At 64.5% G+C, this 22,124-nt stretch carries 20 protein-coding genes; 8 read left to right on the top strand and 12 right to left on the bottom strand.

Annotated elements, in window-relative coordinates; genetic code table 11:
- Window positions 1-7: 7 nt before the first annotated feature.
- From Q0P59_RS06370 to Q0P59_RS06360, 3 genes are all read left to right on the top strand, one after another.
- On the top strand, window positions 8-436 hold the full coding sequence (locus tag Q0P59_RS06370) for a thioesterase family protein (RefSeq protein ID WP_295004739.1): 429 nt from the start codon (window positions 8-10) through the stop codon (window positions 434-436).
- The gene (locus Q0P59_RS06365; RefSeq protein ID WP_295004737.1) at window positions 433-1,323 is read left to right on the top strand and encodes a radical SAM protein; all 891 of its coding nucleotides are present in this window, start codon (window positions 433-435) and stop codon (window positions 1,321-1,323) included. Before Q0P59_RS06370 ends, Q0P59_RS06365 begins: the two co-directional genes overlap by 4 nt.
- 104 nt (window positions 1,324-1,427) lie before the next feature.
- Entirely contained in the window at window positions 1,428-4,091 is a 2,664-nt protein-coding gene (locus Q0P59_RS06360; RefSeq protein WP_295004735.1) for an ATP-binding protein, read from the top strand.
- Here Q0P59_RS06360 and Q0P59_RS06355 read toward each other — a convergent pair.
- On the bottom strand, window positions 4,088-5,296 hold the full coding sequence (locus Q0P59_RS06355; protein ID WP_295004733.1) for an MFS transporter: 1,209 nt from the start codon (window positions 5,294-5,296) through the stop codon (window positions 4,088-4,090). The two genes, Q0P59_RS06360 and Q0P59_RS06355, sit on opposite strands and share 4 nt — an antisense overlap.
- Window positions 5,297-5,379: 83 nt before the next feature.
- Here Q0P59_RS06355 and Q0P59_RS06350 point away from each other — a divergent pair, with 83 nt between their 5' ends.
- Window positions 5,380-6,216 (top strand): helix-turn-helix transcriptional regulator, encoded by an 837-nt coding sequence (locus tag Q0P59_RS06350; RefSeq protein ID WP_295004731.1) that lies wholly within the window; start codon window positions 5,380-5,382, stop codon window positions 6,214-6,216.
- Window positions 6,217-6,288: 72 nt separating this feature from the next.
- On the top strand, window positions 6,289-6,981 hold the full coding sequence (locus Q0P59_RS06345) for a UPF0149 family protein (RefSeq protein WP_295004729.1): 693 nt from the start codon (window positions 6,289-6,291) through the stop codon (window positions 6,979-6,981).
- A 218-nt stretch (window positions 6,982-7,199) separates the two neighbouring features.
- Here the strand turns inward: Q0P59_RS06345 and Q0P59_RS06340 are convergent, their stop codons facing one another.
- Together Q0P59_RS06340 and Q0P59_RS06335 are read right to left on the bottom strand one after the other, a co-directional pair.
- Window positions 7,200-8,816 (bottom strand): hypothetical protein, encoded by a 1,617-nt coding sequence (locus tag Q0P59_RS06340; protein ID WP_295004728.1) that lies wholly within the window; start codon window positions 8,814-8,816, stop codon window positions 7,200-7,202.
- A 168-nt stretch (window positions 8,817-8,984) separates the two neighbouring features.
- On the bottom strand, window positions 8,985-9,341 hold the full coding sequence (locus tag Q0P59_RS06335; RefSeq protein WP_295004727.1) for a hypothetical protein: 357 nt from the start codon (window positions 9,339-9,341) through the stop codon (window positions 8,985-8,987).
- A 169-nt stretch (window positions 9,342-9,510) separates the two neighbouring features.
- Between Q0P59_RS06335 and Q0P59_RS06330 the strand changes: the two genes are divergently transcribed.
- Window positions 9,511-9,993, top strand: a complete 483-nt coding sequence (locus Q0P59_RS06330; RefSeq protein ID WP_295004726.1) for a nucleoside 2-deoxyribosyltransferase — start codon at window positions 9,511-9,513, stop codon at window positions 9,991-9,993.
- Window positions 9,994-10,004: 11 nt separating this feature from the next.
- Here the strand turns inward: Q0P59_RS06330 and Q0P59_RS06325 are convergent, their stop codons facing one another.
- From Q0P59_RS06325 to Q0P59_RS06315, 3 genes are all read right to left on the bottom strand, one after another.
- Complete coding sequence (locus Q0P59_RS06325) at window positions 10,005-10,487, bottom strand: CreA family protein (RefSeq protein WP_295004725.1); 483 nt, start codon at window positions 10,485-10,487, stop codon at window positions 10,005-10,007.
- Complete coding sequence (locus Q0P59_RS06320; RefSeq protein WP_295004724.1) at window positions 10,484-11,503, bottom strand: patatin-like phospholipase family protein; 1,020 nt, start codon at window positions 11,501-11,503, stop codon at window positions 10,484-10,486. The genes Q0P59_RS06325 and Q0P59_RS06320 overlap by 4 nt, the downstream gene beginning before the upstream one ends.
- An 88-nt stretch (window positions 11,504-11,591) precedes the next feature.
- Window positions 11,592-12,971 (bottom strand): 3'-5' exonuclease family protein, encoded by a 1,380-nt coding sequence (locus tag Q0P59_RS06315; RefSeq protein ID WP_295004723.1) that lies wholly within the window; start codon window positions 12,969-12,971, stop codon window positions 11,592-11,594.
- A gap of 54 nt (window positions 12,972-13,025) precedes the next feature.
- On the opposite strand from Q0P59_RS06315, the gene nudC reads away from it, so the two are divergent.
- Window positions 13,026-13,829, top strand: coding sequence for an NAD(+) diphosphatase (nudC, locus tag Q0P59_RS06310; RefSeq protein ID WP_295004722.1), 804 nt, complete (start codon window positions 13,026-13,028; stop codon window positions 13,827-13,829).
- 6 nt (window positions 13,830-13,835) lie between these two features.
- Here nudC and Q0P59_RS06305 read toward each other — a convergent pair whose 3' ends face one another.
- From Q0P59_RS06305 to Q0P59_RS06280, 6 genes are all read right to left on the bottom strand, one after another.
- Window positions 13,836-14,645: a hypothetical protein gene (locus Q0P59_RS06305; protein ID WP_295004721.1), complete on the bottom strand. Its 810-nt coding sequence runs from the start codon at window positions 14,643-14,645 to the stop codon at window positions 13,836-13,838.
- A gap of 92 nt (window positions 14,646-14,737) precedes the next feature.
- Window positions 14,738-16,306, bottom strand: coding sequence for a glycerol-3-phosphate dehydrogenase/oxidase (locus Q0P59_RS06300; RefSeq protein ID WP_295004720.1), 1,569 nt, complete (start codon window positions 16,304-16,306; stop codon window positions 14,738-14,740).
- Window positions 16,303-17,811, bottom strand: coding sequence for a glycerol kinase GlpK (glpK, locus tag Q0P59_RS06295; protein WP_295004719.1), 1,509 nt, complete (start codon window positions 17,809-17,811; stop codon window positions 16,303-16,305). Before glpK ends, Q0P59_RS06300 begins: the two co-directional genes overlap by 4 nt.
- A gap of 61 nt (window positions 17,812-17,872) precedes the next feature.
- On the bottom strand, window positions 17,873-18,286 hold the full coding sequence (gene msrB, locus Q0P59_RS06290) for a peptide-methionine (R)-S-oxide reductase MsrB (protein ID WP_366090380.1): 414 nt from the start codon (window positions 18,284-18,286) through the stop codon (window positions 17,873-17,875).
- Window positions 18,287-18,840: 554 nt separating this feature from the next.
- Complete coding sequence (locus Q0P59_RS06285) at window positions 18,841-20,325, bottom strand: protein adenylyltransferase SelO (RefSeq protein ID WP_295004718.1); 1,485 nt, start codon at window positions 20,323-20,325, stop codon at window positions 18,841-18,843.
- A gap of 109 nt (window positions 20,326-20,434) precedes the next feature.
- Window positions 20,435-21,340, bottom strand: coding sequence for a LysR family transcriptional regulator (locus tag Q0P59_RS06280; protein WP_295004717.1), 906 nt, complete (start codon window positions 21,338-21,340; stop codon window positions 20,435-20,437).
- Window positions 21,341-21,470: 130 nt separating this feature from the next.
- Between Q0P59_RS06280 and Q0P59_RS06275 the strand changes: the two genes are divergently transcribed.
- The gene (locus Q0P59_RS06275; protein ID WP_295004716.1) at window positions 21,471-22,010 is read left to right on the top strand and encodes a VOC family protein; all 540 of its coding nucleotides are present in this window, start codon (window positions 21,471-21,473) and stop codon (window positions 22,008-22,010) included.
- The last annotated feature ends 114 nt before the right edge of the window (window positions 22,011-22,124 follow it).

Genomic DNA, 22,124 nt, shown 5'->3' with positions numbered 1-22,124 from the left:
CAGAACCATGCCCCGCATCAAGATCGAACTCCCCGACGCATTCCCGTTCTCGACCGACATCACCATCTACATCGGCCACATCAACTACGGGCATCACCTCGACAACGCCCAGCTGATGTCGCTCGTTTCCGAAGCGCGGGTCCGCTTCTTCAAGTTCCTCGGCTATACCGAACTCGATGTCGAGGGCGTCGGCATCATCGTCGCCGACGTGGCCGCCCAGTATCGTTCCGAAGCCTTTCACGGCGAAACGCTGGTCGTCAGCATGGCCGCCAACGATTTCAACAAGTACGGCTGCGACCTGGTCTGGCAACTGGCCGACAAGGCGAGCGGACGGGAAGTGGCGCGCGGCAAGCACGGGATCATGTTCTTCGACTACGGCGAGCGCAAGCCGGCCGCAGTCCCGCCGGCCTTCATCGCCAAGGCCGGCGCGGCGTGATTCCGATCCGCTACGTCGAGCCGGTATTCCGCCCGCCGAGCGAGGCGGAGTCGCTGATCCTGCCGGTCACCGACGGCTGTTCGTGGAACCAGTGCACCTTCTGCGAGATGTACACCGCGCCGCAGAAGAAATTCAAGGCGCGCGAAGCGGACGAGGTGCTGGAGAGCATACGCCTGACTGGCGAGCGCTACGGCGACCAGGTGCGCCGGGTGTTCCTGGCCGATGGCGATGCGCTGGTGCTGCCCACCCGGCGCCTGCTCGCCATCCTCGAGGCGATTCGCGCGCACCTGCCGGCCGTTCGTCGCATTTCGTCGTACTGCCTGCCGCGCAACCTGCGCAAGAAGAGCCAGCAGGAAATCGACGAGCTGGCCGCCGCCGGCCTGAAGATGGTCTACGTCGGGGCCGAATCCGGCGACGACCAGGTGCTGGCCGCCGTCCAGAAGGGCGAAACTTTCGACAGCACCTGCGCTGCGCTGGACAAGCTGGGCAATGCCGGCATCACCCGTTCGGTGATGATCCTCAACGGCCTGGGTGGCAAGCTTCTGTCGGCGCAGCACGCCGACAACTCGGCACGCCTCGCCAACGCCACGCAGCCGGAGTACCTGGCGACGCTGGTGGTCAGCTTTCCCACGGGCGAAGGCCGCCTGCGCGCCGGCTTCCCCGGCTGGGAGCCGCTGGGCCAGCACGAACTGTTCGTCGAGATGGAACGCTTCCTGTCCGGCCTGGAACTGGAGCGAACGGTCTTCCGCAGCGACCATGCCTCGAACTGGCTGGTTCTCAAGGGGACACTGGGCGCCGACAAGGAGCGGCTGTTGCAGCAGGTGCGCCAGGCCGTCGCCGCGCCCGAAGCGGCCCGTCTGCGGCCGGCCTGGGCGCGGGGGCTGTAGTTCGCGGCATTCTGCAAAACCGACAAACCAATTTTTGCTAGTTATTTTGGATTATGTTGTAAATATAATAAAATAATTAATTCGCTGTATTTCCGGAATTTTCTGTGCAACTCGGTCAGTTCAATCTTCGATGGCATTACTGGCAAATTGGGCATGTGTTGACGGTTCTTGCGCTGACCTGCGTAGGCATGTTTAGCGCTTTCCATGCCGAGGAGACCGAGCACATCGCCCGTCTTCAAGCGGTGGCGGATCTCAAGTCCCGACAGCTGGCCCAGTGGCTGGAAGGGCGTACCGGCGATGCCACGATTCTTTCCGGCCGCAAGCGATTCGCCGAACTACGCCAGCACTGGAAGGATGACGGATACTTGCCCGCCGAGGCCGAGTTGCGGGGCTTGCTGGGGCAGTATCTCTCGGCCTTAAAATATCGCGCGGCCATGATGTTCGATCGACAGGGCAAGCTGCTTGTCGGCGTGGGGGAGCTTCCCGAAACGGTCGAACCGGAACTATCCCGGGCGATTCAGCTGGCCATTCGAACGGGAAGCCCTCAGCGCACCGAAATCTATCGGGGCAACAATCCATCGACCAAAGGTCAAATGGATTTTGTGGCGCCGATTGGCAGCGACCGGGAAAGTCTCGACAGCATCGTCGTGCTGCGCATACATGGCACCGATTTTTTCGGTCCGTTCCTGGATTTCTGGCCTGTTCCAAGCGCCTCGTCGGAAACGATCATTTTCCGGAAAGAGGGCGACGAGGTGGTTTATCTCAATGCCGTGAAGTACCTGTCCGGTAACGACACGCTACGCCAACCGCTCAGCGCGCCCAATTTGCCGAGCGCCCGCGTGCTGCGCGGCGAAGCCAGGGTCGGGGAGGTCATTCGCGGCACCGATTACCGCAACGCCAGCATCATCGGCGTCGTCCGCCAGATCGAGAACACCGACTGGTACCTGATCCCGAAGATCGACCGCATCGAGATCCTCCGGGCATCGCAGGGAAAAATCGCCTGGGTGATATTGGCTGGCGGACTGATGATGATTGCGGGGCTGGCTATCCTGCGCTCGATGCGGCAGCGGGAGCTCATTGAACTCAATGATGCCGTGCAGCAGGCGCAGGATACCGAACTCAGGGCCCTGTCCTTCAAGCAGGGGCTGCTCGACACCATTCCCATCGCCATTTTCTACAAGGACCGTGCCGGGCGATATCTGGGCTGCAACACCATGTTCTGCCAGACGCTGGGGGTTAGCGAGGCTGACATTCAGGGCAAGACCGTGATGGAACTCTGGCCCGACGAAATGGCATCCACCTACCACCAGAAAGACCTGGAGTTGATGCGGAATCCGAGCGCACAGCGCTACGAATACGTCATCCGGGACAGTCGGGGGGAGTTGCGGAATGTCATGTACAGCAAGGCGGTCTTCTACGACGAGCGCGGACTGGTGGCGGGGATTATCGGAAGCTTCCTGGACATTACCGAAAACAAGCAGAACATTGCCGAACTGGAAAACTATCGGTCCCGTCTTGAGGAAATCATTGCCGAACAGACGCACGAGCTGGTGGAGGCAAACAAGGGACTGATCCTCGCCAAAGAGGCGGCGGAAGCAGCCAGCCTGGCAAAGAGCACCTTCCTGTCCAACATGTCGCATGAATTGCGAACGCCGATGAACGGCATCATGGGGATGGTTCGCATTGCCCTGCGCCACGCCACCGATGCCAAGCTGCGCCATCAGCTGGAGACGGTCAACAGTTCTTCCCAGCACCTTCTTGCCGTCATCAACAACATCCTCGACATTTCCAAGATCGAGGCCGGGTGCCTGACGCTCGAACAGGTCGAGTTCAAGCTTGGGGATGTCCTGCACAACCTGCACAACCTGATCGCCAGCAAGGTGCAGGAAAAGCACCTGGCGCTGGTCTTCGACGTGCCCGAGACGCTGCGCTCGCTCCCCTTGTCGGGAGACCCGTTGCGTCTTGGCCAGGTGCTCCTCAACCTTGCCGGAAATGCGCTCAAGTTTACGGAGCAGGGCTCCATCACCGTTTCGGCACGCATTCTTGAAGAACAGGCCAATCACGTCCGTTTGCTTTGCGAGGTCAGGGATACCGGCATCGGCATTCAGGCGGAGCAGCAGAAACGGTTGTTTCTGGCCTTTGAACAGGCCGACAGCTCGATGACCCGGAAATATGGCGGAACGGGGCTGGGGCTGGCCATTTGCAAGCGGCTCGTGGAAATGATGGGCGGAGAAATTCAGGTCGAGAGCACGCATGGCACAGGCAGCACTTTCCGGTTCTACGTGGACATCGACAAAGGCAGCGAAACGGAACGAAGCGAAACGGGCTGCGATCTATCGGCCGAGGCCAGGCTGCAGGCCAACTACGGCGGGGCCCATATACTCCTGGTGGAGGACGAACCGATCAACCAGGAAGTGTCTTCCGCGCTTCTGGAAGATATCGGGCTTCGGGTCAGCCTCGCCAGGGATGGTGCCGAGGCGCTAAGCATGGCGAAAAACACGCGCTACGCGGTCATCCTGATGGACATGCAAATGCCGAACATGAACGGTGTCGAAGCCACCAGGGCCGTTCGCCAGGACTCCCTCAACATGAGCACGCCCATTCTCGCCATGACCGCGAATGCCTTCGAGGAAGACCGCCAGACCTGCGTTGCGGCCGGAATGGACGACCATATCGCCAAGCCGGTCGATCCCGATGTGCTCTTTACCAAACTATTGCTCTGGATTGAGCGTACCCACAGCCTGTCCTTCCGTTCCGGCGTCGTTTAGACCGTCTTGCCGACGCGTAGGGCGCTGAAGATGGCCAGCGTTTGCAGGATGGCGATGCCGACCAGCACGGCGCCGAATCTCCCGGCATCCATCAGGCCGCCGAAGATCAGCGGAGCGGTCGCCAGGCCGAGGTCGAGGCCGGAATAGACGAAGCCGTAGACCCGCCCGTAGGCCGCCTTGCCGAAGCGGGCGGTGGCCGCCTTGCGCACCAGCAGGTCGCGCGACGGGCCGGCGATGCCGGTGCAAAAGCCGATGCCGGCCATCAGCGGCAGGATCAGCCCGGCAGGCAGGATGGCGCTGGCGAGGAGGATCGCCAGCAGGGCGGCCAGGCCCAGCGCGCCGGCGATCAGCAGGTCGTGTTCGCCCTTCTCGGCGAGAAAGCCGCCGAGGACGATGCCGCAGGCGCTGCCGACCAGGTAGGTCGACAGGGCGAAGGCCGCCGTGGTCAGCGACAGGCCGTACATGGCCTGCAGGATGGGGCTGGCGAAGTTCTGGATGGTGCCGAAGGCGGCGGTGATGAGCAGGAAGAACAGGAAGCACAGCCAGACCGCCCGCGAGCCCAGGAAGGCGAAGGTCGGGCCGGCGTTTTCACGGGCTTTTTCCGCATGGTGCGCCGCGGTGTCGGTGATCGCCGCGCGGCGCCAGAAGAGCAGCGCGATGGCGCACAGGGCGACGAGGCTGGCCGCCAGCGCCGCCGTGCGCCAGCCGGCGGCGCTGGCGATGCCGGTCATGAAAATCGGCGCCGCCGCCCAGCCGAGGTTGCCGGAGAGGCCGTGCACCGAGAAGGCATGGCCGAGGCGGGGCTGGGAAACGTGACGGTTGAGGACGGTGAAATCGGCCGGGTGAAAGACGCTGTTGCCCAGGCCGGCCAGCGCGGCGACGGCAATCAGCATGGGCAGGCCGGTGGCGAAGTGGAGCACGACCCCGGCCAGCGCGAAACAGGCGATGCCGCAGCCGAGGACGCGGGCGGCGCCGAAGCGGTCGACCAGGAAGCCCGCCGTCGCCTGCCCGATGCCCGAAACGATGAAGAAAACCGTCATCGTCACGCCGATGGCCGTGAAGCTCAGGCCGAATTCCGGCATCAGCCACGGAAACAGCGGCGGCAGCAGGAGGTGGAAGAAGTGCGAGACGGCATGCACGAAGCCGATCAGGCTGATCGTTTCGATGTCGCTGTGCGTGGCGGGGGGCAGGGTGGCGGTGGTCATGTTGCGTGGCGCTCGGTTGGGTAGGACGAGTGTAGGAAACTTCGCCTTGACCGTATTGCGATAGTCGGACAAAAATTATCGCAATGCTGACATCGCTTCCCTTCGACCCGCTACCGCGCCGGGCGCCCACCCTCGACGAGCCGCTGACGGTCAATCTCCGCCAGCCGCCGCCGGATGTGGTCGTTCCCTGGCACAGCCACGACTGGGCGCAACTGGCCTATCCGCTGCGCGGCGCGATCCGCGTGTCGGCGGCCGGCACGAGCTGGCTGACGCCGGCGTTCCGGGCGGTGTGGATTCCGCCGGGCATCGAGCACGAAGTCGCCATGCTCGGGCAGGTCGAGCTGCGCACCGTCTATGTGGCGCGGGAAGTCGCGCCCTTGCCCCTGGGCGCCTGTACCGTCATCGAAGTCTCCGACCTCATGCGCAGCCTGATCGAGTCGCTCAGCCGGGTGGGGCGCGCGACGCCCGGCGACGCGGAACGCCGCGACCTGATGATCCGCCTGCTGCTCACCGAAATGCGGCAGGCACCGACCTTGTCGCTGGGCCTGCCGCTGCCCCGGGATCGCCGCCTGCAGGCGCTGTGCGAGGCCCTGATGGCGGAGCCGGCATCGGCGCTGGCACTGGGCGGGTGGGCCGTCCGGGTCGGCGCCAGCGAGCGGACCCTGGCCCGGCTGTTCCGGGATGAACTGCAGATGAGTTTCGGTGCCTGGCGCCAGCAGCTCAGGCTGGCCTGCGCGCTGGATATGATCGGGCGCGGCCGGCCGCTCGGCGATGTCGCGGCCGAGTTGGGCTATGCCAGCCAGGCAGCCTTCTCGGCCATGTTCAAGCGGGCCTTCGGCGTGCCGCCGGGGCGTTTCATGCAGTCCCGGCAGGGTGGCGGGGCAGCCTCAGCCGCACGCGATGGCGAGTCGATTGCGTAACGCAGGGCGGTGAATTCGCCGGGGAGAGGCGGAAACTGGGCTAGAATTCAAGGATTCCGGAGGATAAAGCAAATGAACCCCAACCCTTTGAACGATGCCGATCTCGACCGGCTCGAAGAACTGCTGGAACACGAGGTATTCAAGGGCGACGCCATGCGCCTGGATGAAGCGCAGGCGGTCATCTGCGCCGTCGTCAGCGCCCCGGAGCCTGTTCCGCCGACCGTCTGGCTGCCCGAGGTGCTGGGCAACGGCATGGAATCGGGCGATCCGGCGGTGGGCGAGACAGTCGAACTGCTGATGCGCCTGAACAACGACATCGCCGCCGCGCTGCTGGCCGACGAAACGATCTCGCCCATCCTCTACCCGGTGGACGAAAGCTGCGAAAACTACGATTTCGAGGCCTGGGCCGATTCCTACGTCTTCGGCGCCGGCCTGGCCGGCGACTGGTACGAACTGGCCGGCAAGTACGCCGACGACCTCTCCGAACTGCTCGAGCCGATGTTCCTGCTCAACGGCATGCTCAAGGAAGACGCCGAAAAGAACGGCGAACGCTGGTTCCCGCCGGCCGAAGAGGCCCGTCTGGTGGCTGATATCCAGGAAAACCTGCCGGTCGTCGTGCAGACCCTGTACAACTTCTGGCGCAACAAACGTTCGGGCGGCACCGTGCAGCGCAGCGAAGACAAGATCGGCCGCAACGACCCGTGTCCGTGCGGCAGCGGCAAGAAGTTCAAGCAATGCTGCGGCAGCCCGGAAAAACTGAACTGAGCCGCATCAAGCGAACGGGTATCAGGCCGCTGTTGGCCTGATCTCGATAAACCAATGCGTTATGGCAAAAAGGCCCAAGGATTCAACTTGGGCCTTTTTTTGGTGCTGGTTTGAGATGTCCGTAGTTCGGCCAAGGCGGCACTACCTCCAGCGGCCTTACTCGGGCGGCAATGTGCCGGTAAGCAGCCCGCCAGCGTGTCGCCCCCCCAAACCGGTTATTAAGTCGTTGGCTTGCCGCTTTTCTTGTCGAACAACGTAATCACCTCAAAATTGTCGTCATATATCTTCTCAACAGCCTCAAAAGCTTGAATCAAATCCTCCGCTCGAATTATTCCTTGGTCGTCTGAAATTACTCTCTGCTCTATCTTTGCGTTGCTCGCTAGCAACGAATAGCATCCGTCTTCGAGCGTATGCACGGATCCAGAAATAACGAAGATAAAACCAAATACACGGCGTCCAAGCTTTGTTGTAATCATCGACACACAAGCAGTGGGCTTTGTGGGGTCATACCCTCCTTCTTGAACTGAGAAGTCACACTTAAATAGGGTTGGATTAGCATCGATTACTGAATTGAAACGAGTGATCGAGTCAGCGTGGGTTGCAATTTCTTCAAGTGAGACATCAATTGATTCATTGACTTCAAAGAAATTGACAATTTTCTGAGCAGCATTGAGAGCTTCGAGCACTTTGTTATATTCAAATGGTTGATCTTTTGCGTTGAGAGAAAAATCCACCGTGTTCATCCCTGTAAGGGAAAAATCAACCAGGATTGTTTTCGCCGATGACGTAATAGTTCGCATCAAGCAAATGGCGTCCCTGAGTTGTTTGATCGGGAGCCTAACTCCTGCCCCTGCGTTCATTTTGTAATTTGCGGCCCCGGTGAATGGATTCATCGTGATGTCGAAGCAATCGGCCTCGATCCGGAATTTCACTAGCTCCTGTGGAAGTATTGGATTTAGGGAGGAGGAGTAAAAACGGCAGGGAAAGACCAGGCCAGGGGATAGTCTGTCTTCTCGAAATCGAATCGTGCCTGTAGCTGTCGGCTTGAGATCCGGCATTTCGAGCATGCCATCTACTCTTTCAATCATTGGATCTTTGCTCTTGAGTCCAAATCGAGTGTGGAAACTTTCGAATTTCGATATCTGGACCGATTGCTTTAGGCCGATTGAGACATCAATAAAATCGGTCAGATTTGTCTCTCCCTTGGTGCTAAATGTGATCTGTGCGAATCCGTTCTCGAAGCCTGTAGATTCGAGATGTTGGCTTTTGTTTGCCACGTACGCGCTCATGCCAGAGGGCACATACTCTTCAATCTTTCGCTTTAGGGATTCACCTCTGAGGGTGGGGATTTCATTCTCTGGGCCATAGTTAATAGTCAGAGAGCGTTTGTGGTGGTTAAAACACCCAGAGACGTTTTCCAACTCGTGAATTCGCTTTAATGTCTTAGAGATCAGGCTCTCATCAACGTGCACTAAGAAAGCACGCTGGGCTACATCCTTCTTGTCAAATTCGATGAACACGAAAAATGCAGGCATTGGGGCCGTGATGAGGCGGCGTAAGTTCGATAGCTTGATTGACAGTTTCCTGTCGGTTTTGTCTGTGGCTTTGACCTGTACTTTGCACTCAAGTGCAGGAGCATGAATTTGAGTTAGAGCGACACGCTCAGCAAATGGAAATTCGACGAAAAAATCCCAACCTGTCTTATCAACTTTCGATCCGTTAGCCGTGAGTCCGGCTTGGGCACACCATAGATTGAAGGTGCTTTCCCCCATTTGCCCTAAATCTCTCATCACTACTGCTTTCATGGGTTTAATCAATAGATCAATGCTAATCATAAGTAGCTTACTGCGTCTGCTTGAACCATGATACCGGCCGATTTAATCAGAGAACTCCAATGCCCGCTTTGGCCGACGGGCTGACATCTCAGATTACTGCATCCCAAAACAAACAGGCCGTTCAAACGAACGGCCTGTTTTCATTGGCTTGCCTTGTGCGGCGGCTTGCTACTCCTGGCGGACGACCACGTAGGCGTGCTTGAACTTGGCGCCCTTGATGTCCGAAGCGCTGGCCGAGCTGCCCGGCTTGATCAGCGAAACCCGGCCGACGGCCTCGGGCGGTGCGCCGTTGGCGGTGATTTCCTTCATTTCCAGGATCAGGGGTTCGGGCGCGATCAGCCGGAATTCCAGCGTCGTGTCGGCCAGGCCTTCCGGCGAGAACTTGAATTGGGAATGGGGGCCGGCCAGCGATACGGAGTGTTTCAGTTCGCCATCGAGGAAGACCTGGAACTTGACCGGGTCGGCAGCGCTGGCGAGGGCGGGGATGCTCAGGGCGGCGGCGAGAATAAGGGAGCTGGCTTTCATGGTTCTTTCGACAGGTCGATGCGGTGAGTCGGGATGTGCCGTCACCGATGGACGATGATTCGCGGGTGAAAAACGTCGAAAATACACCCTGAGGGCCCTGTTTGCCAACCTGTGCTTGCACGGCAGGGTATTTTCAACGACGACATTCGCTTATTCGAGGCAAGGACGCATGAAACTTTATCTCGCCGGTCCCGATGTTTTTCGGCCGGATGCCCTGCGCTGGGCCGACGCTGCGCGTGCGCTCTGCCGGCAGGCCGGGCATGCCGCACTGATTCCCCTCGACGGGATGGAAACCACCGCGGCGGGCATCTTTCACGCCAATATCGAGCTGATTCGCCAGGCCGATGCGCTGCTCGCCAATCTCAACCCGTTTCGCGGCTGCGAGCCGGATTCGGGAACCTGTGTCGAGGTCGGTTATGCGCTGGCGCTGGGCAAGCCGGTCGTCGGCTATGTCGATACGCTGGAATCAACGGTCGAGCGGGTGCGGCGTCGGCAAGGCGCGGTCGGGCTGCTTGATGGCCGCCCGGTCGACGGCGATGGCATGCATGTCGAGGATTTCGGCCTGCCGCTCAACCTGATGCTGGCCGTTCCGGTGAAGTTGGTCGCCGGCGGCCTGGCCGAGGCGCTGGCCGCGCTCGGCTCTCCAGGCTGATTGGCGCCCGACTACTTTCCGGCCCAGGGCTGGATGGGGACCGTCGAAATGGCATTGGCCGGCGCGCCCTCGATGACCCGGCGGCTGATCGCCAGGTAGATCAGCACGTTGCGCTTCTGGTCGAGGAAGCGGTGGATCTTCGTTTCCTTGAACAGCAGCGAGGTGTCCTCGCTGAACACGACTTCGTCGTCCGGCAGCTTGGCCGGCAGCACGATAGGCCCGACCTGGCGGCAGGCGATGGAAAACTGCGACGGGTCTTCGGCCAGGCCGAGGCTGCCCTTGACGCCGCCGGTGCGCGCCTGGCTGACGTGGCAGGTGACGCCGGGAATCTTCGGGTCGTCGTAGGCGTTGACGCAGATGCGATGGTTGGCGCCGATCAGCTTCCAGGTGGTGGTGACGCAGTCGATTTCCTCCGCCTGGGCGGGCAGGGCGGCGGCGAGGGCCAGCGCGGCGGCGAGGCCGGTCGGGCGGAGGTTGGCAAACGAAAGGCTCATGCTGTTTCCTTGTTCAGTCGGGCGATGAATTCTGCCCCCTTGTCGCGCCCTTCGTCCATCAGGCGTTCGATGAAGGCCGGGCTGCGGTCGAGCTTGGAGGCGTAGTCGAGATCGAGTTCGAGGCGGATGAAACGGACATCAACGTGCTTCATGTGGGCGGCGTCGAGCCATTTCTTGCGGAGCCAGTCGTTGGTCTGGTCGACGAAGAACAGCTCCTGGTGCAGCGACAGGTTGCCGGCCAGTTCGTTGCGGCGGTCGTCGATGTCGTTCGCGGTCATGGGTTCGCCGGCGCGGCGCTCCGGGTTGATCTGGATGACCCAGATTTCATCCGGCTTGGCGTCCCGGCTTTCCTTGCCGGACAGGAAGCCGCGGATCGGCGGATTCTGCGAGAACAGGCCGTCCCAGTAGATGCCCTTGCCGATATGGACGGCGCGGAACATTTCCGGAATCGCCGCCGAGGCGAGCAGCGCCTCGACCGTGATGCCCGGCTGCCCGGAGCAGGGGTGCGAGTGGAAGACGGTGAAGTCGCCGGAACGCACCTCCACGGCGCCGATCATCAGGCAGGGCGAATGCGGCGTCATCAGCGAGGGCAGGCGCTCGAACGGGATATGTTCGCGGAGCAGGTCGGCCATGAAATCCTGCCCGCTCGTCGGCAGCAGATAGGGGCTGATTTCGGGCAGGCCGAGTACCGAACGGCTGCGCTGCTGCAAGAGCATCCACTGGTTGCTCCAGAAGTCGGGCAGCTGGCTGGCGCTCATCTTTTGCCAGAAGCTCTCCAGCAGGGCTGCGCCGCGCTGCGGGTCGCCCTCGAGCAGCCCGGTCCACGCCAAGGCCGCGCACAGGGCGCCGCCGGAGGTGCCGGAGAGGCCCAGGACATGGTGTTTTTTCGCGTCGATGCCGTGCAGCAGGGCTTGCAGCACGCCGGCGGTAAAGGCGGTATGGCTGCCGCCGCCCTGGCAGGCGATGGCCACGCGTTTCACGGGCGGGTTGGCTTTGGCTGGTTTGGCGGCAGGCATGGCGGCTCCTCGTTCGACAGGCCGCCAGTGTGCCACAGTCATGACAGGCGGGTGCCAGCCGGCATCATCTCAATCCCGAGCCCGCGGCTCAAAATCCGCCATTGAGCGTGGCCAGCGGTTTCATTTTCGCCACGTACTTGGCCAGTATCTTGTAGGTGTCGCGGTCGAAGGGCGGGCGGCCGCCGTCGAGCAGTTGCCGGATGTCGTCGTCCGACTTCGCCGTACCCAGGTAGCGCCAGCCGTCGATGACGTGCGCCTCGTCGTCCTCGCGGATGATGGCCGGGCCGGGGAAGGGCCAGGACACCAGCTTGAGGCCGGTCAATGCCGTCATCAGGCGCATGGTGTGCCTGGCCAGCGGCTCCTTGCCGACGCAGGCGCCCTTGCAGCGGCGGATCTGGTGGCCGAAGCAGGGCTTGCCGGCCTTGATCGGCTGCTGGCCGGTCAGCATGTCGCACAGGTGGTGGCTTTCGACCAGCTGGCGCAGCACGGTGTTGGCTTCCTTGCTGTTCTTGAACAGGCCGTAGCACGAGGTCGAGAGGCCGAAATCGAGATCGTCGGCCAGCGTCAGTCGCGGGCGCAGCCAGCCTTCGCCTTCATCGACCAGCGTCCAGGTGCAGACTTCCTCGTTCTTGCGCAGCTGGCGGTTCTGCGTCGGCAGCAGCTCCTTGACCAGCGCCGACTCCCGGAGCAGGGCGCCGATCTCGCCGGCGGTGACGATCCAGTCGATGCGCCGCACCTGCTGGGCGAGCGCCATTTCCTTCGCCGAACGGAGATCGGCCGAGAAATGCGCCAGCACCCGCTTGCGCAGGTCCTTGGCCTTGCCGATGTAGATGGGCAGATCGTTTTCGCCGTAAAACAGATAGACGCCCGGGGTATCGGGCAGGTCTTCGAGGTTGGCGGCATCGAGGTTCGGCGGCAGACTGGGGCGGGTGTTCTGCTTGCGCAAGGCCGCCTCGATGGCCTCGCTGCTGCGGTCGACGTGGATTTTCTGCCAGAACTGGTGGATCAGCTGCGCATCGGCCAGCGCCCGGTGGCGGGCTTCGGCCTGCAGTCCGTGGCGTTCGATCAGGCTGTCGAGGTTGTGCCGGTGGTGTTCGGGGTACAAGGCCCGCGACAGCTTGACGGTGCAGGTGACGGTGCTGCGGAAGTCGATGCCCAGGCGCTTGAATTCGGTTTTCAGGAAGCTGTAGTCGAACCGGGCGTTGTGCGCGATGAACAGCCGCCCCTCGAGGCGGCGCAGGGTTTCGGCGGCAATCGCTTCGAACGGCGGCGCGTCGGCCACCATGTCGTTGGTGATGCCGGTCAGCTGTTCGATGAAGGGCGGAATCCGCGTGCCGGGATTGACCAGCTGCTGCCATTCGCGGACGGAGCCGTCGTCATCCACCTCGACAATCCCGATTTCGGTGATGCGGTCATGGGTGGCGGTGGCGCCGGTGGTTTCGAGGTCGACAAAGGCAAGTGCAGGCATGCCGGCATTTTCGCAGATAATGGCCCCTTTGGCCGCGGCGCCCGGAACCCCGACATGACCGATACCGCTTACTGGATACTGCGCAGCGACAACCGCCTGCTGATCGTCGTCGACGAGGGCGCAGACTCCCCGTTCCCGAGCGGCCGGCATCTCGGTGCGCTGCCCGATGGCGCGCTGCCCGATGGCGCGCTGCCCGATGGCGCGCTGTGCGTTGGCGACTGGCAGGGCGCCAGCTGCTATGCCGCCGATGTGGCCGAGCTGCCCGAGATTGCCGGAAGCGAGCCGATACCCCTGCGCGCCGTCTTTCAGCTGGCAGGCAGCGAGGCCTTCGCGCTGGCCGGGCGGGCCGTGCAACTCCTCGACTGGCAGGCGCAGCATCGTTTTTGCGGCGCTTGCGGCACGCCGACCGGGATGCGGGCGGACGAACACGCCATGCATTGCCCGGCCTGCGGCCTGCTGGTCTATCCGCGCATTTCGCCGGCGGTCATGGTGCTGGTGCGCGACGGCGACCGCTTGCTGCTGGCGCGCAGCCCGCGCTTCAAGCCGGGCGTCTACAGCGCGCTGGCCGGCTTCGTCGAGCCGGGCGAAACGCTGGAGCAGTGCGTGACGCGCGAGGTGCGCGAGGAAGTCGGCATCGAGGTCGCCAACCTGCGCTACTACGCCAGCCAGCCGTGGCCCTTTCCCAATTCGCTGATGATCGCCTTCTTCGCCGATTACGCCGGCGGCGAGATCGTGCCCCAGCCCGGGGAAATCGAGGCGGCGGAATGGTTCTCGCCTGATGCGCTGCCCTTGCTGCCGGAGCCGATCAGCATCTCGCGGCAATTGATCGACGCCGCGCTGGCCGAGCTGCGCGGCTGAACTCCACTAAACGCAGCGGCTGCCGCTCATCCGGCTGAACCCCGGTTCGCTGTTCTGGCCGGGGCGGATGCAGATGGTGACGCCCAGCGAACGGGCCGCCCGGTCGATATCGGGCGGGAAGGGCGAAAACGGCACCGAGCGCTCGATGACCGCCTTGATGAAAGCCACTTCCTCGCCCTGATCGGCCGCATTGAGCACGACGAAGGACTTCAGCGAACCGTCCGGATTCAGCCGGAACTGGACGGCGGCTGTCTGCACGCCGCGGTGCCGGCGTTCGTTGTTCACGAAGCCGGCGCTGCGGTTCAGGCGGCGCACCAGCCCGTCGAGATACATTTCCAGGCTGAAGGGATTGGCCGGCGGCCCGTTCGGGCGCAATTCGAGCAGCGCGTCGCCAGCCGCATCCTCGCGCGCCATCTGCCGGCCGGCTTCGCGGGCCATGGCCATCGAGCGTTGCGCCAGCGTCGGCTTCGGCGCCGCCTTGGCCTGATCGGCCAGTTCGTTGAGGAAGCCGTCCATTTCCGCCTTCTGCGCCACGCTCCATTGCGGCGTCGCGCTGCGCGATTTGTCGGCCGTCATGATGCGCGTCTTGGGCTTTGCCTTGGCGGTCTTGGCGGCGGCTGGCGTGGGCGGGCTTTCGACGACCGGCTCGACCTGCTTGCGGCTGGGCGCCAGCCGGGCCTCCAGGCGCGATGCGGCATGCTGCTCGCCGCTGCGCTCGGTGCGCGGCACCAGCAGCACCGCCAGGTGGATCGCCAGCGAAACGGCGAAGGCCAGCAGCAGCAATCGTTGTTCGCGGGATTGGTCGAAATTCGTCATCGGCGGCATTTTATGCGGCCAGGGCCGGTCGATGGCACAAAATCCCGGGTGAAGTCGTAACGCCTGGTAAATCTTTCGCGAAAACCCGTCCGCTAACCCGTTGCCGGTTGAAAGCGCCTGGCGCTCTGGAAAGCCTGTTCCGTGACGCCCTGCAATCGCTCGTCGGATGGATTCAGCTCATCGGCCAACAGGCCGGCCACCTGTTGGATGCAGGCCTCGCCCGCCGCTGCGTCGAGGAAGAAGGCGCGGGTGCGGCGGGCCAGGATGTCCTCCACCGTCCGCGCCTGCTCGTAGCGGATGGCGAAGCGGACCATCGCCTCGCTGTACGGCAGCGCGGGATGCAAGCGGCGGTCGTGGCCGGGCAGCCCTGCGAGCAGTGCGGTGTCGGTACCGAGCACGTCGTCGCACGGCTGTGGCGGGCTGCCGTGCAGCTTCAGCCCGCGGGTCGGGCAGGGGACGGCGGGCAGGCCGGCCAGCGCGGCGGCGCGGTCGATGACCTGCTCGCCCATCAGGCGGTAGGTGGTCCATTTGCCGCCGGCGACGGTGATCAGGCCGCTGTCGCTGACCAGGATGGCGTGTTCGCGCGACAGGGCGGCGGTGGTCTGGCGGTCGCTGTCGTGTTCCGGGTGGATCAGCGGGCGCAGGCCGGCGAAGGCGCTGCGGATGTCGGCGCGGGTCGGCGGCCGGGCCAGGGCGCCGGCGGCGGTGCGCAGCAGGAAGTCGATTTCTTCCGCCAGCGGCTGCGGGTCGTCGAGTTGCCGGAGTTCCGGACGCGGCGTGTCGGTAGTGCCGAGCAGCACCTTGCCTTGCCAGGGAATGGCGAACATCACCCGGCCGTCCTCGGTTTCGGGGATCAGCAGGGCCTGCTTGCCGGGCAGGAAATCGGCATCGACGACAAGATGGATGCCCTGGCTGGGCGTCAGCAGCGGTGCGCTCTCCGGCCGGTCGAGGCGGCGTATCCGGTCGCCATGGACGCCCGTGGCGTTGATCACCGCCCTGGCCCTGATCTCGAACTCCTCGCCGGTCTCGGCGTCGCGAGCCAGGGCGCCGGCGATGCGGCCACCCGCCTTGAGCAGGCCGACGACCGGCAGGTAGTTCAGGCAGGTGGCGCCGTGGTCGATGGCGGTACGCATCAGGGTGACAGCCAGGCGGGCGTCGTCGAACTGGCCGTCCCAGTAGCGGATGCCGCCGCACAGGCCATCCGGCTTGAGGCCGGGCAGGGCGGCGCGCAGCTCGGCCCGGTCGAGGCTGCCCGACGCCGCCAGGCCGTGGGCGCCGGCCAGCAGGTCGTAGAGCTTGAGGCCGGCGCCATAGAACAGGCGGTCGAACTGGCTCCTGGCGGGAATGACGAAGGCGAGCGGATGGACGAGGTGCGCTGCGTTGGCGAGCAGGTGGGTCCGCTCGTGCAGCGCGTGGCGGACCAGGCCGATGTCGCCCTGGCGCAGGTAGCGCACGCCGCCGTGGATCAGCTTGGTGCTGCACGACGAGGTACCCGAGGCGAAGTCGCGGGCTTCGAGCAGCAGCGTCCGGTAACCGCGGGCGGCGGCATCGACGGCGGCGCCCAGGCCGCTGGCACCGCCGCCGATGACCAGCACGTCCCAGGCATCCACGTCGAGCAGCGCGGAGAGGCTGTCGTGGCGGGCGGGCGGCGCGGTCGTCATGCCGGGGTCGCCCACTGCAGCGAGCGCTCGACGGCGCGCTGCCATTCGCCGAACAGCGCGGCGCGGCGGGTTTCGGGCATGCCCGGTTCGAAGCGGCGCTCGGCCTGCCACAGCGCCACCAGTTCGGCTTCGTCCTGCCAGAAGCCGACCGCCAGGCCGGCCAGGCAGGCGGCGCCGAGCGCGGTGGTTTCGGTGACGCGCGGGCGCACCACCGGCACGCCGAGGAGATCGGCCTGGAACTGCATCAGCAGGTCGTTGCGTGCCGCGCCGCCATCGACGCGCAATTCGCTCAGGGGCTGGCCGGCATCCTTTTCCATGGCGGCCAGCAGGTCGGCGCTCTGGAAGGCGATGGCCTCCAGCGCGGCGCGGGCGATGTGAGCCTTGGTCGAGCCGCGCGTCAGGCCGAACAGGGCGCCGCGGGCCTGCGGGTCCCAGTGCGGCGCGCCGAGGCCGGCATGGGCGGGCACCAGGTAGACGCCGCCGTTGTCGGGCACGCTGGCGGCCAGGGTTTCGACTTCGGCCGAGCTGGAAATCAGCCCCAGCCCGTCGCGCAGCCATTGCACCGTGGCGCCGCCCATGAACACGCTGCCTTCGAGCAGGTAGGTGGTTTTTCCCCGGCGTTGCCAGCCGACCGTGCTCAACAGGCGGTGGCGCGAGGTCATCGGGCGCTCGCCGGTATTCATGAGCAGGAAGCAGCCGGTGCCGTAGGTATTCTTCGCCATGCCGTGTTCGAGGCAGGCCTGGCCGAAGGTGGCGGCCTGCTGGTCGCCGGCGATGCCGGCCAGCGGCACGGCACAGCCCAGCCATCGGGCGTCCACCGTGGCCAAGCCGCCGCTGCTGTCGACGATGCGCGGCAGCAGTTGCGGCGGGATGTCGAGCAGGGCGAGCAGTTCGTCGTCCCAGCACCGGCGGTGGATGTCGAACAACAGGGTGCGCGCGGCGTTCGACGGGTCGGTGACGTGCTCCCGGCAGCCTGACAAATGCCAGGCCAGCCAGCTGTCGATGGTGCCGAAGGCCAGTTCGCCGCGTTCGGCGCGGCCGCGGGCGCCGGGGATGTGGTCGAGCAGCCATTTCAGCTTGGTGCCCGAAAAGTAGGCGTCGAGCACCAGGCCGGTCCGTTCGGCGAACAGGGGCGCATGGCCGGCCGCGCGCAGCTCGTCGCAGATGCCGGCGGTGCGCCGGTCCTGCCAGACGATGGCGCGGTGCAGCGGCTGGCCGGTGGCGCGATCCCAGAGGACGGTCGTTTCGCGCTGGTTGGCGATGCCGACGGCGGCCAGCTGCCCGGCCGGGATGCCGCTGTCGCGGAGGACGGCACGGGCCACGGCGAGCTGCGATTCCCAGATTTCGCCGGCGTCGTGCTCGACCCAGCCGGGCTGCGGGTAGTGCTGGGCGATCTCCTGCTGGGCGACGCCGCGGATGCTGCCGGCGCGGTCGAAAAGGATGGCGCGACTGCTCGTCGTTCCCTGGTCGAGGGCCAGGATGAAACGTTCCGTAGCGCTGGGCATGGCAGGCTCCTGCAGGGGCGATGCCAGCAGTATAGCGCCGCCGGCCCGGGCTACCCGGCGATCAGCACTTGGTCAGCGACAGGGCGTTGATGCAGTAGCGCAGGCCGCTCGGCGCCGGGCCATCGGGGAATACATGGCCGAGATGGGCGTCGCAGACGTTGCAGGTGGTTTCGATGCGCGTCATGCCGTGGCTGGAATCGTCGTGGTAGGCCACGACATCGGGCGCCACGGCCTGGGTGAAGCTTGGCCAGCCGCTATGGCTGTCGAACTTGCTGCCGGCATCGAACAATTCGGTGGCGCAGCAGGCGCAGGCATAGCGGCCGGGTTCGAAGAGGGCGCACATGGCCGAACTGTGGGCGGGTTCGGTGCCTTTCTGCCGGGTGACGCGGAACTGCTCCGGCGTCAGGCGGGCGCGCCACTCGGCATCCTTCAGTTCGACGCGGCGCGGCGGCTGGGGATTGCCGTCGCGCGCCAGGCGCAGCACCCCGGCCCAGGTCAGGATGCCGGCCGGCGCCGGGGCGGCATGCCTGCTCTCGGCCTCGCGCAGGTAATCGATCAGACGGTCGGCGTCGACGTGGTAGTGGTTGAAGAGCACCACGCCCTCGGGGTCGATCAGGATGAACCAGGGCGTGCCGCCGCTGCGGTAGCGCCGCATCAGCACGGAACCTGCACCGTCCGGGCCGGCGTCGTGGCCGAAGGGGATGGGCAGGGCGTAGCGCTGCTGGTTGGCGAAGCCGCGCTCGGGCGTGTTGTGCTCGAATTCCTCGAAGGCGGTCTGGACGGCGGCAAAGCTCACCGTCGGCGAGCGGCGGAAAGCCTCGACAAGCTTGATCAGGGTGGGAAAGCCGCTGCGGTGGCAGCCCGGGCAGTTGTCCTGAAAGCAGAAAATCAGCTTGTAGCGCCCGGGCATGTGCGCCAGACCGTAGGCGGCCAGGGGCTGTCCGGCGGCGTCGCGCCATGCGTCGACGCCCAGTTCCGGGGCGAGTTGGTGGGCGATGCCGTAGTCGTTGGTGGCCATGTCGGTCTCCGTCAGGTGCCGCAGAAAGTCTGGTAGCAGGCCGTTACCTCGGCCGGTGCCGGTTCGGTGTAGGCGATGTCGCCGGGGCGCGCGGCGTAGGGGTTTTGCAGCACGGCCAGCAGGCGCTCGAAGGGCGCCAGGTCCATCCGGTCGACCGCCGCCGCCAGCGCTTCCTCGACGCGATGATTGCGGGCGATGACCCAGGGATTGGCGCGTTGCATGGCGGTCAGCAAGGCGTCCGGGCGATGCGGCTGGCGGGCCTGCCAGCGGGCGCGCCAGGCGGCGAATCCGGCTGCGTCGCCGAACAGCGCCTGCAGCGGGGCGGGATTGCCGGCGGCCACGTCGTAGAGGGCGCGGAAGGCGTTGGTGAAATCGAGCTTGCCCGCTTGCAGCAGGGCGAGGAAATCCTCGGCCAGTTGGCTGTCTTCGCCGGCCTGGCCCGAGTCGTCGAGGCCGAGCTTGCCGCGCATGACGGCCAGCCAATGCACCGCCACCCGCTCCGGGAACGCCGTCAGCAGCTCGGTGGCGCGCGCCACGGCCCGGTCGGTGTCGGCGTCGATCAGGGCGAGCAGCGACTCGGCGAGGCGCGCCAGGTTCCACTGCGCGATATCCGCCTGGTTGCCGTAGGCGTAGCGGCCGTTGTGGTCGATGGAGCTGAACACCGTCGCCGGGTCGTAGGCCTCCATGAAGGCGCACGGGCCGTAGTCGATGGTTTCGCCGGAGATGGTCATGTTGTCGGTATTCATCACGCCGTGGATGAAGCCGACGCCCAGCCAGCGGGCAATCAGCTCCGCCTGCCGCTCGGCGATGCCGGCCAGCAGGTCGAGATAGGGCTGCGCGCTGGCGGCCAGCTCGGGGTAGTGGCGGGCAATGACGTAATCGGCCAGGCGCCTGACCTGTTCCGGCCCCTGGTGGGCGGCAAAGTATTCGAACGTGCCGACCCGCACATGGCTGGCCGCCACCCGCGTCAGCACCGCGCCGGGCAGGGCGCGCTCGCGGCGCACCATGTCGCCGGTGGCGACCACGGCCAGCGAGCGCGTCGTCGGAATGCCCAGCGCGTGCATCGCCTCGCTGACGAGATATTCGCGCAAGGCCGGCCCGAGCGCGCACTTGCCGTCGCCGTTGCGGGAAAAGGGCGTCCGCCCGGAACCCTTGAAAGCGATGTCGCGCCGCCGGCCGTGGCTGTCGATCACCTCGCCCAGCAGCAAGGCGCGCCCATCGCCGAGCTGCGGCGAAAAGCCGCCGAACTGATGCCCGGCATAAGCTTGGGCAATCGGCTCGGCGCCTTCCGGAATGCGGTTGCCGGCCAGGGCCTCGACACCTTCCGGCGCCGCCAGCAGCGCCGGGTCGGCGCCCAGTTCGCGGGCCAGCCCGGCATTCAGGCGGATCAGGCTCGGCTTGCTGGCCGGCGTCGGTTTCCAGCGAACGTAGAAGTTTTCCAGGTCGCGGACATAGGTGTTGTCGAAGGCAAAAAGACGGGGGGCAGGGGCGTTCATCGCAGCGAAAGGGGAGATTGGTGGCGGGCTGAAGCCGATGTCGGGTTGCCAAACCCGCTCACGGTCGGCTTTTCGATGCCGGAGGCCTGGTTTGGTTCCCTCGGGCGGCCTAGTAGCGGCCCGAATGCTCGCTGAGGTAGGCGCGGACGAAGGCCTTGAAGCTTTCGGCGGCCGGGGTCAGCGAACGGTTGTTCTGGGTGAAGGTGAAGAATCGGCGATGCACGACGGGCATGACGAGGGGGCGCATTTCAAGCTGGTACAGCGTGATCAGCGACGAGGCGTAGGTGATGCAGGCGGTCACGCCGAGCCCGGCATTGACCATCGCCAGCGCCGTGGACATGAAGGCGACCTCGTTGGTCGGCGCGAACTTGATGTCGCCCGCCGCTTCCCGCAAATCGAGCATCAGGCGCTCGGTGAATTGCCCCTGCAGCGAGATGAAGGGGTAGGCGACCAGATCGGCCCAGTTGACTTCGGGCATGTCGGAGAGCGGGTGATTCCGGGGGAAAACCGCGACGAAACGCCCTTCGAACAGGCTTTCGGCGGTGATGTCGGAGTTCGGGTCGCGTTCCGGACCGATGCCGAAGTCGACTTCGCTGGAAAACACGCGCGACACGATGCTTTCGACCACGGAATCGACCAGTTTCACATGGATGTCGGGGTGCTCGATGTTGTAGGCGGCGATGATCTCGGGCAGCAAGGTGGACGCCATCAGCTGCGGGGCGGCCACTCTGACCAGCCCCGATTTCAGGGACTTCCGCTCGGCTACGTCGCTCAGTACCCGATCGAGGTCGTTGAGGATTTTTTCGACCAGGGGTAATAGTTCCCGCCCCATGTCCGACAGATGGATGCGCCGGGTGCTGCGGTCGAAGACGCGGATACCCAGGGCCTGCTCGAGTTCCTTGACCAGCCCGGAAAGCGCCGACTGCGTGATGTACAGGCTTTCGGCGGCCAGGGTGAAGCTCCCGGTGCGGGCGACGGCGACGAAGGCACGGAGTTGGCGCAGGGTGATATTCATAGGGTAAACCGATTAATCCATCGTTAAAAACGGTTGGAATTGTATAAATCAAAAGCGTTTAATGCACTCAATCCTGCGCGGGACACACCACAACCAGCCGAAGTGCTTATACGGATATTGGAGACAAACAATGCAACCGATCAAGAGAATTCACCACGTGGCGTACCGCTGCAAGGATGCCAAGGAAACGGTCGAGTGGTACCAGAAATACCTGGGCATGAACTTCATCCTGGCCATCGCCGAGGACCAGGTGCCCTCGACCAAGGAGCCGGACCCCTACATGCACATCTTTCTCGATGCGGGTAACGGCAGCGTCCTGGCCTTTTTCGAATTGCCGACCAAGCCGGAAATGGGGCGCGATCCGAATACGCCGGTGTGGACCCAGCACCTGGCGCTCGAAGTCGAGTCGCTCGACGTCATGATGGCGGTGAAGGCCAAGCTCGAGGCCGACGGCATTTCGGTCGTCGGCCCGACCGACCACACCATTTTCAAATCCATCTATTTCTTCGACCCGAGCGGGCATCGCCTCGAGCTGGCAGCGAATACCGGCACGCCGAAGATGGCCAAGATGCTCGACGACGTGAAGTGGGAAATGCTCAACGAATGGGCCAGGACCAAGCGCGCCCCGCAGCATGCCCGCTGGATGCACGACGGCAGCTATACGGCGTAAGCAGGCCCGAGCCATGCCCCGGGCGCCAGGCTGCGCCCCGGGGCATGCGACAGATCAACCGAATTGAGCCACATCGAAGCGATTTCGGATCGTCGGGGCCGCTTTGTCCGAAAG

The sequence above is a fragment of the uncultured Dechloromonas sp. genome, from assembly GCF_945957265.1.
GTDB lineage: Bacteria > Pseudomonadota > Gammaproteobacteria > Burkholderiales > Rhodocyclaceae > Azonexus.
Note: the sequence above shows the minus strand (reverse complement) of the source record. Positions and strands in the feature narration are given on the sequence as shown.

Bases quoted from the DNA above. Each gene is read 5' to 3' on its own strand.
- Q0P59_RS06370 (WP_295004739.1), top strand. From the start codon at position 8: ATGCCCCGCATCAAGATCGAACTCCCCGACGCATTCCCGTTCTCGACC.
- Q0P59_RS06355 (WP_295004733.1), bottom strand. From the start codon at position 5,296: ATGACCACCGCCACCCTGCCCCCCGCCACGCACAGCGACATCGAAACG.
- Q0P59_RS06350 (WP_295004731.1), top strand. From the start codon at position 5,380: ATGCTGACATCGCTTCCCTTCGACCCGCTACCGCGCCGGGCGCCCACC.
- Q0P59_RS06345 (WP_295004729.1), top strand. From the start codon at position 6,289: ATGAACCCCAACCCTTTGAACGATGCCGATCTCGACCGGCTCGAAGAA.
- Q0P59_RS06340 (WP_295004728.1), bottom strand. From the start codon at position 8,816: ATGATTAGCATTGATCTATTGATTAAACCCATGAAAGCAGTAGTGATG.
- Q0P59_RS06335 (WP_295004727.1), bottom strand. From the start codon at position 9,341: ATGAAAGCCAGCTCCCTTATTCTCGCCGCCGCCCTGAGCATCCCCGCC.
- Q0P59_RS06330 (WP_295004726.1), top strand. From the start codon at position 9,511: ATGAAACTTTATCTCGCCGGTCCCGATGTTTTTCGGCCGGATGCCCTG.
- Q0P59_RS06325 (WP_295004725.1), bottom strand. From the start codon at position 10,487: ATGAGCCTTTCGTTTGCCAACCTCCGCCCGACCGGCCTCGCCGCCGCG.
- Q0P59_RS06320 (WP_295004724.1), bottom strand. From the start codon at position 11,503: ATGCCTGCCGCCAAACCAGCCAAAGCCAACCCGCCCGTGAAACGCGTG.
- Q0P59_RS06315 (WP_295004723.1), bottom strand. From the start codon at position 12,971: ATGCCTGCACTTGCCTTTGTCGACCTCGAAACCACCGGCGCCACCGCC.
- nudC (WP_295004722.1), top strand. From the start codon at position 13,026: ATGACCGATACCGCTTACTGGATACTGCGCAGCGACAACCGCCTGCTG.
- Q0P59_RS06305 (WP_295004721.1), bottom strand. From the start codon at position 14,645: ATGACGAATTTCGACCAATCCCGCGAACAACGATTGCTGCTGCTGGCC.
- Q0P59_RS06300 (WP_295004720.1), bottom strand. From the start codon at position 16,306: ATGACGACCGCGCCGCCCGCCCGCCACGACAGCCTCTCCGCGCTGCTC.
- glpK (WP_295004719.1), bottom strand. From the start codon at position 17,811: ATGCCCAGCGCTACGGAACGTTTCATCCTGGCCCTCGACCAGGGAACG.
- Q0P59_RS06285 (WP_295004718.1), bottom strand. From the start codon at position 20,325: ATGAACGCCCCTGCCCCCCGTCTTTTTGCCTTCGACAACACCTATGTC.
- Q0P59_RS06280 (WP_295004717.1), bottom strand. From the start codon at position 21,340: ATGAATATCACCCTGCGCCAACTCCGTGCCTTCGTCGCCGTCGCCCGC.
- Q0P59_RS06275 (WP_295004716.1), top strand. From the start codon at position 21,471: ATGCAACCGATCAAGAGAATTCACCACGTGGCGTACCGCTGCAAGGAT.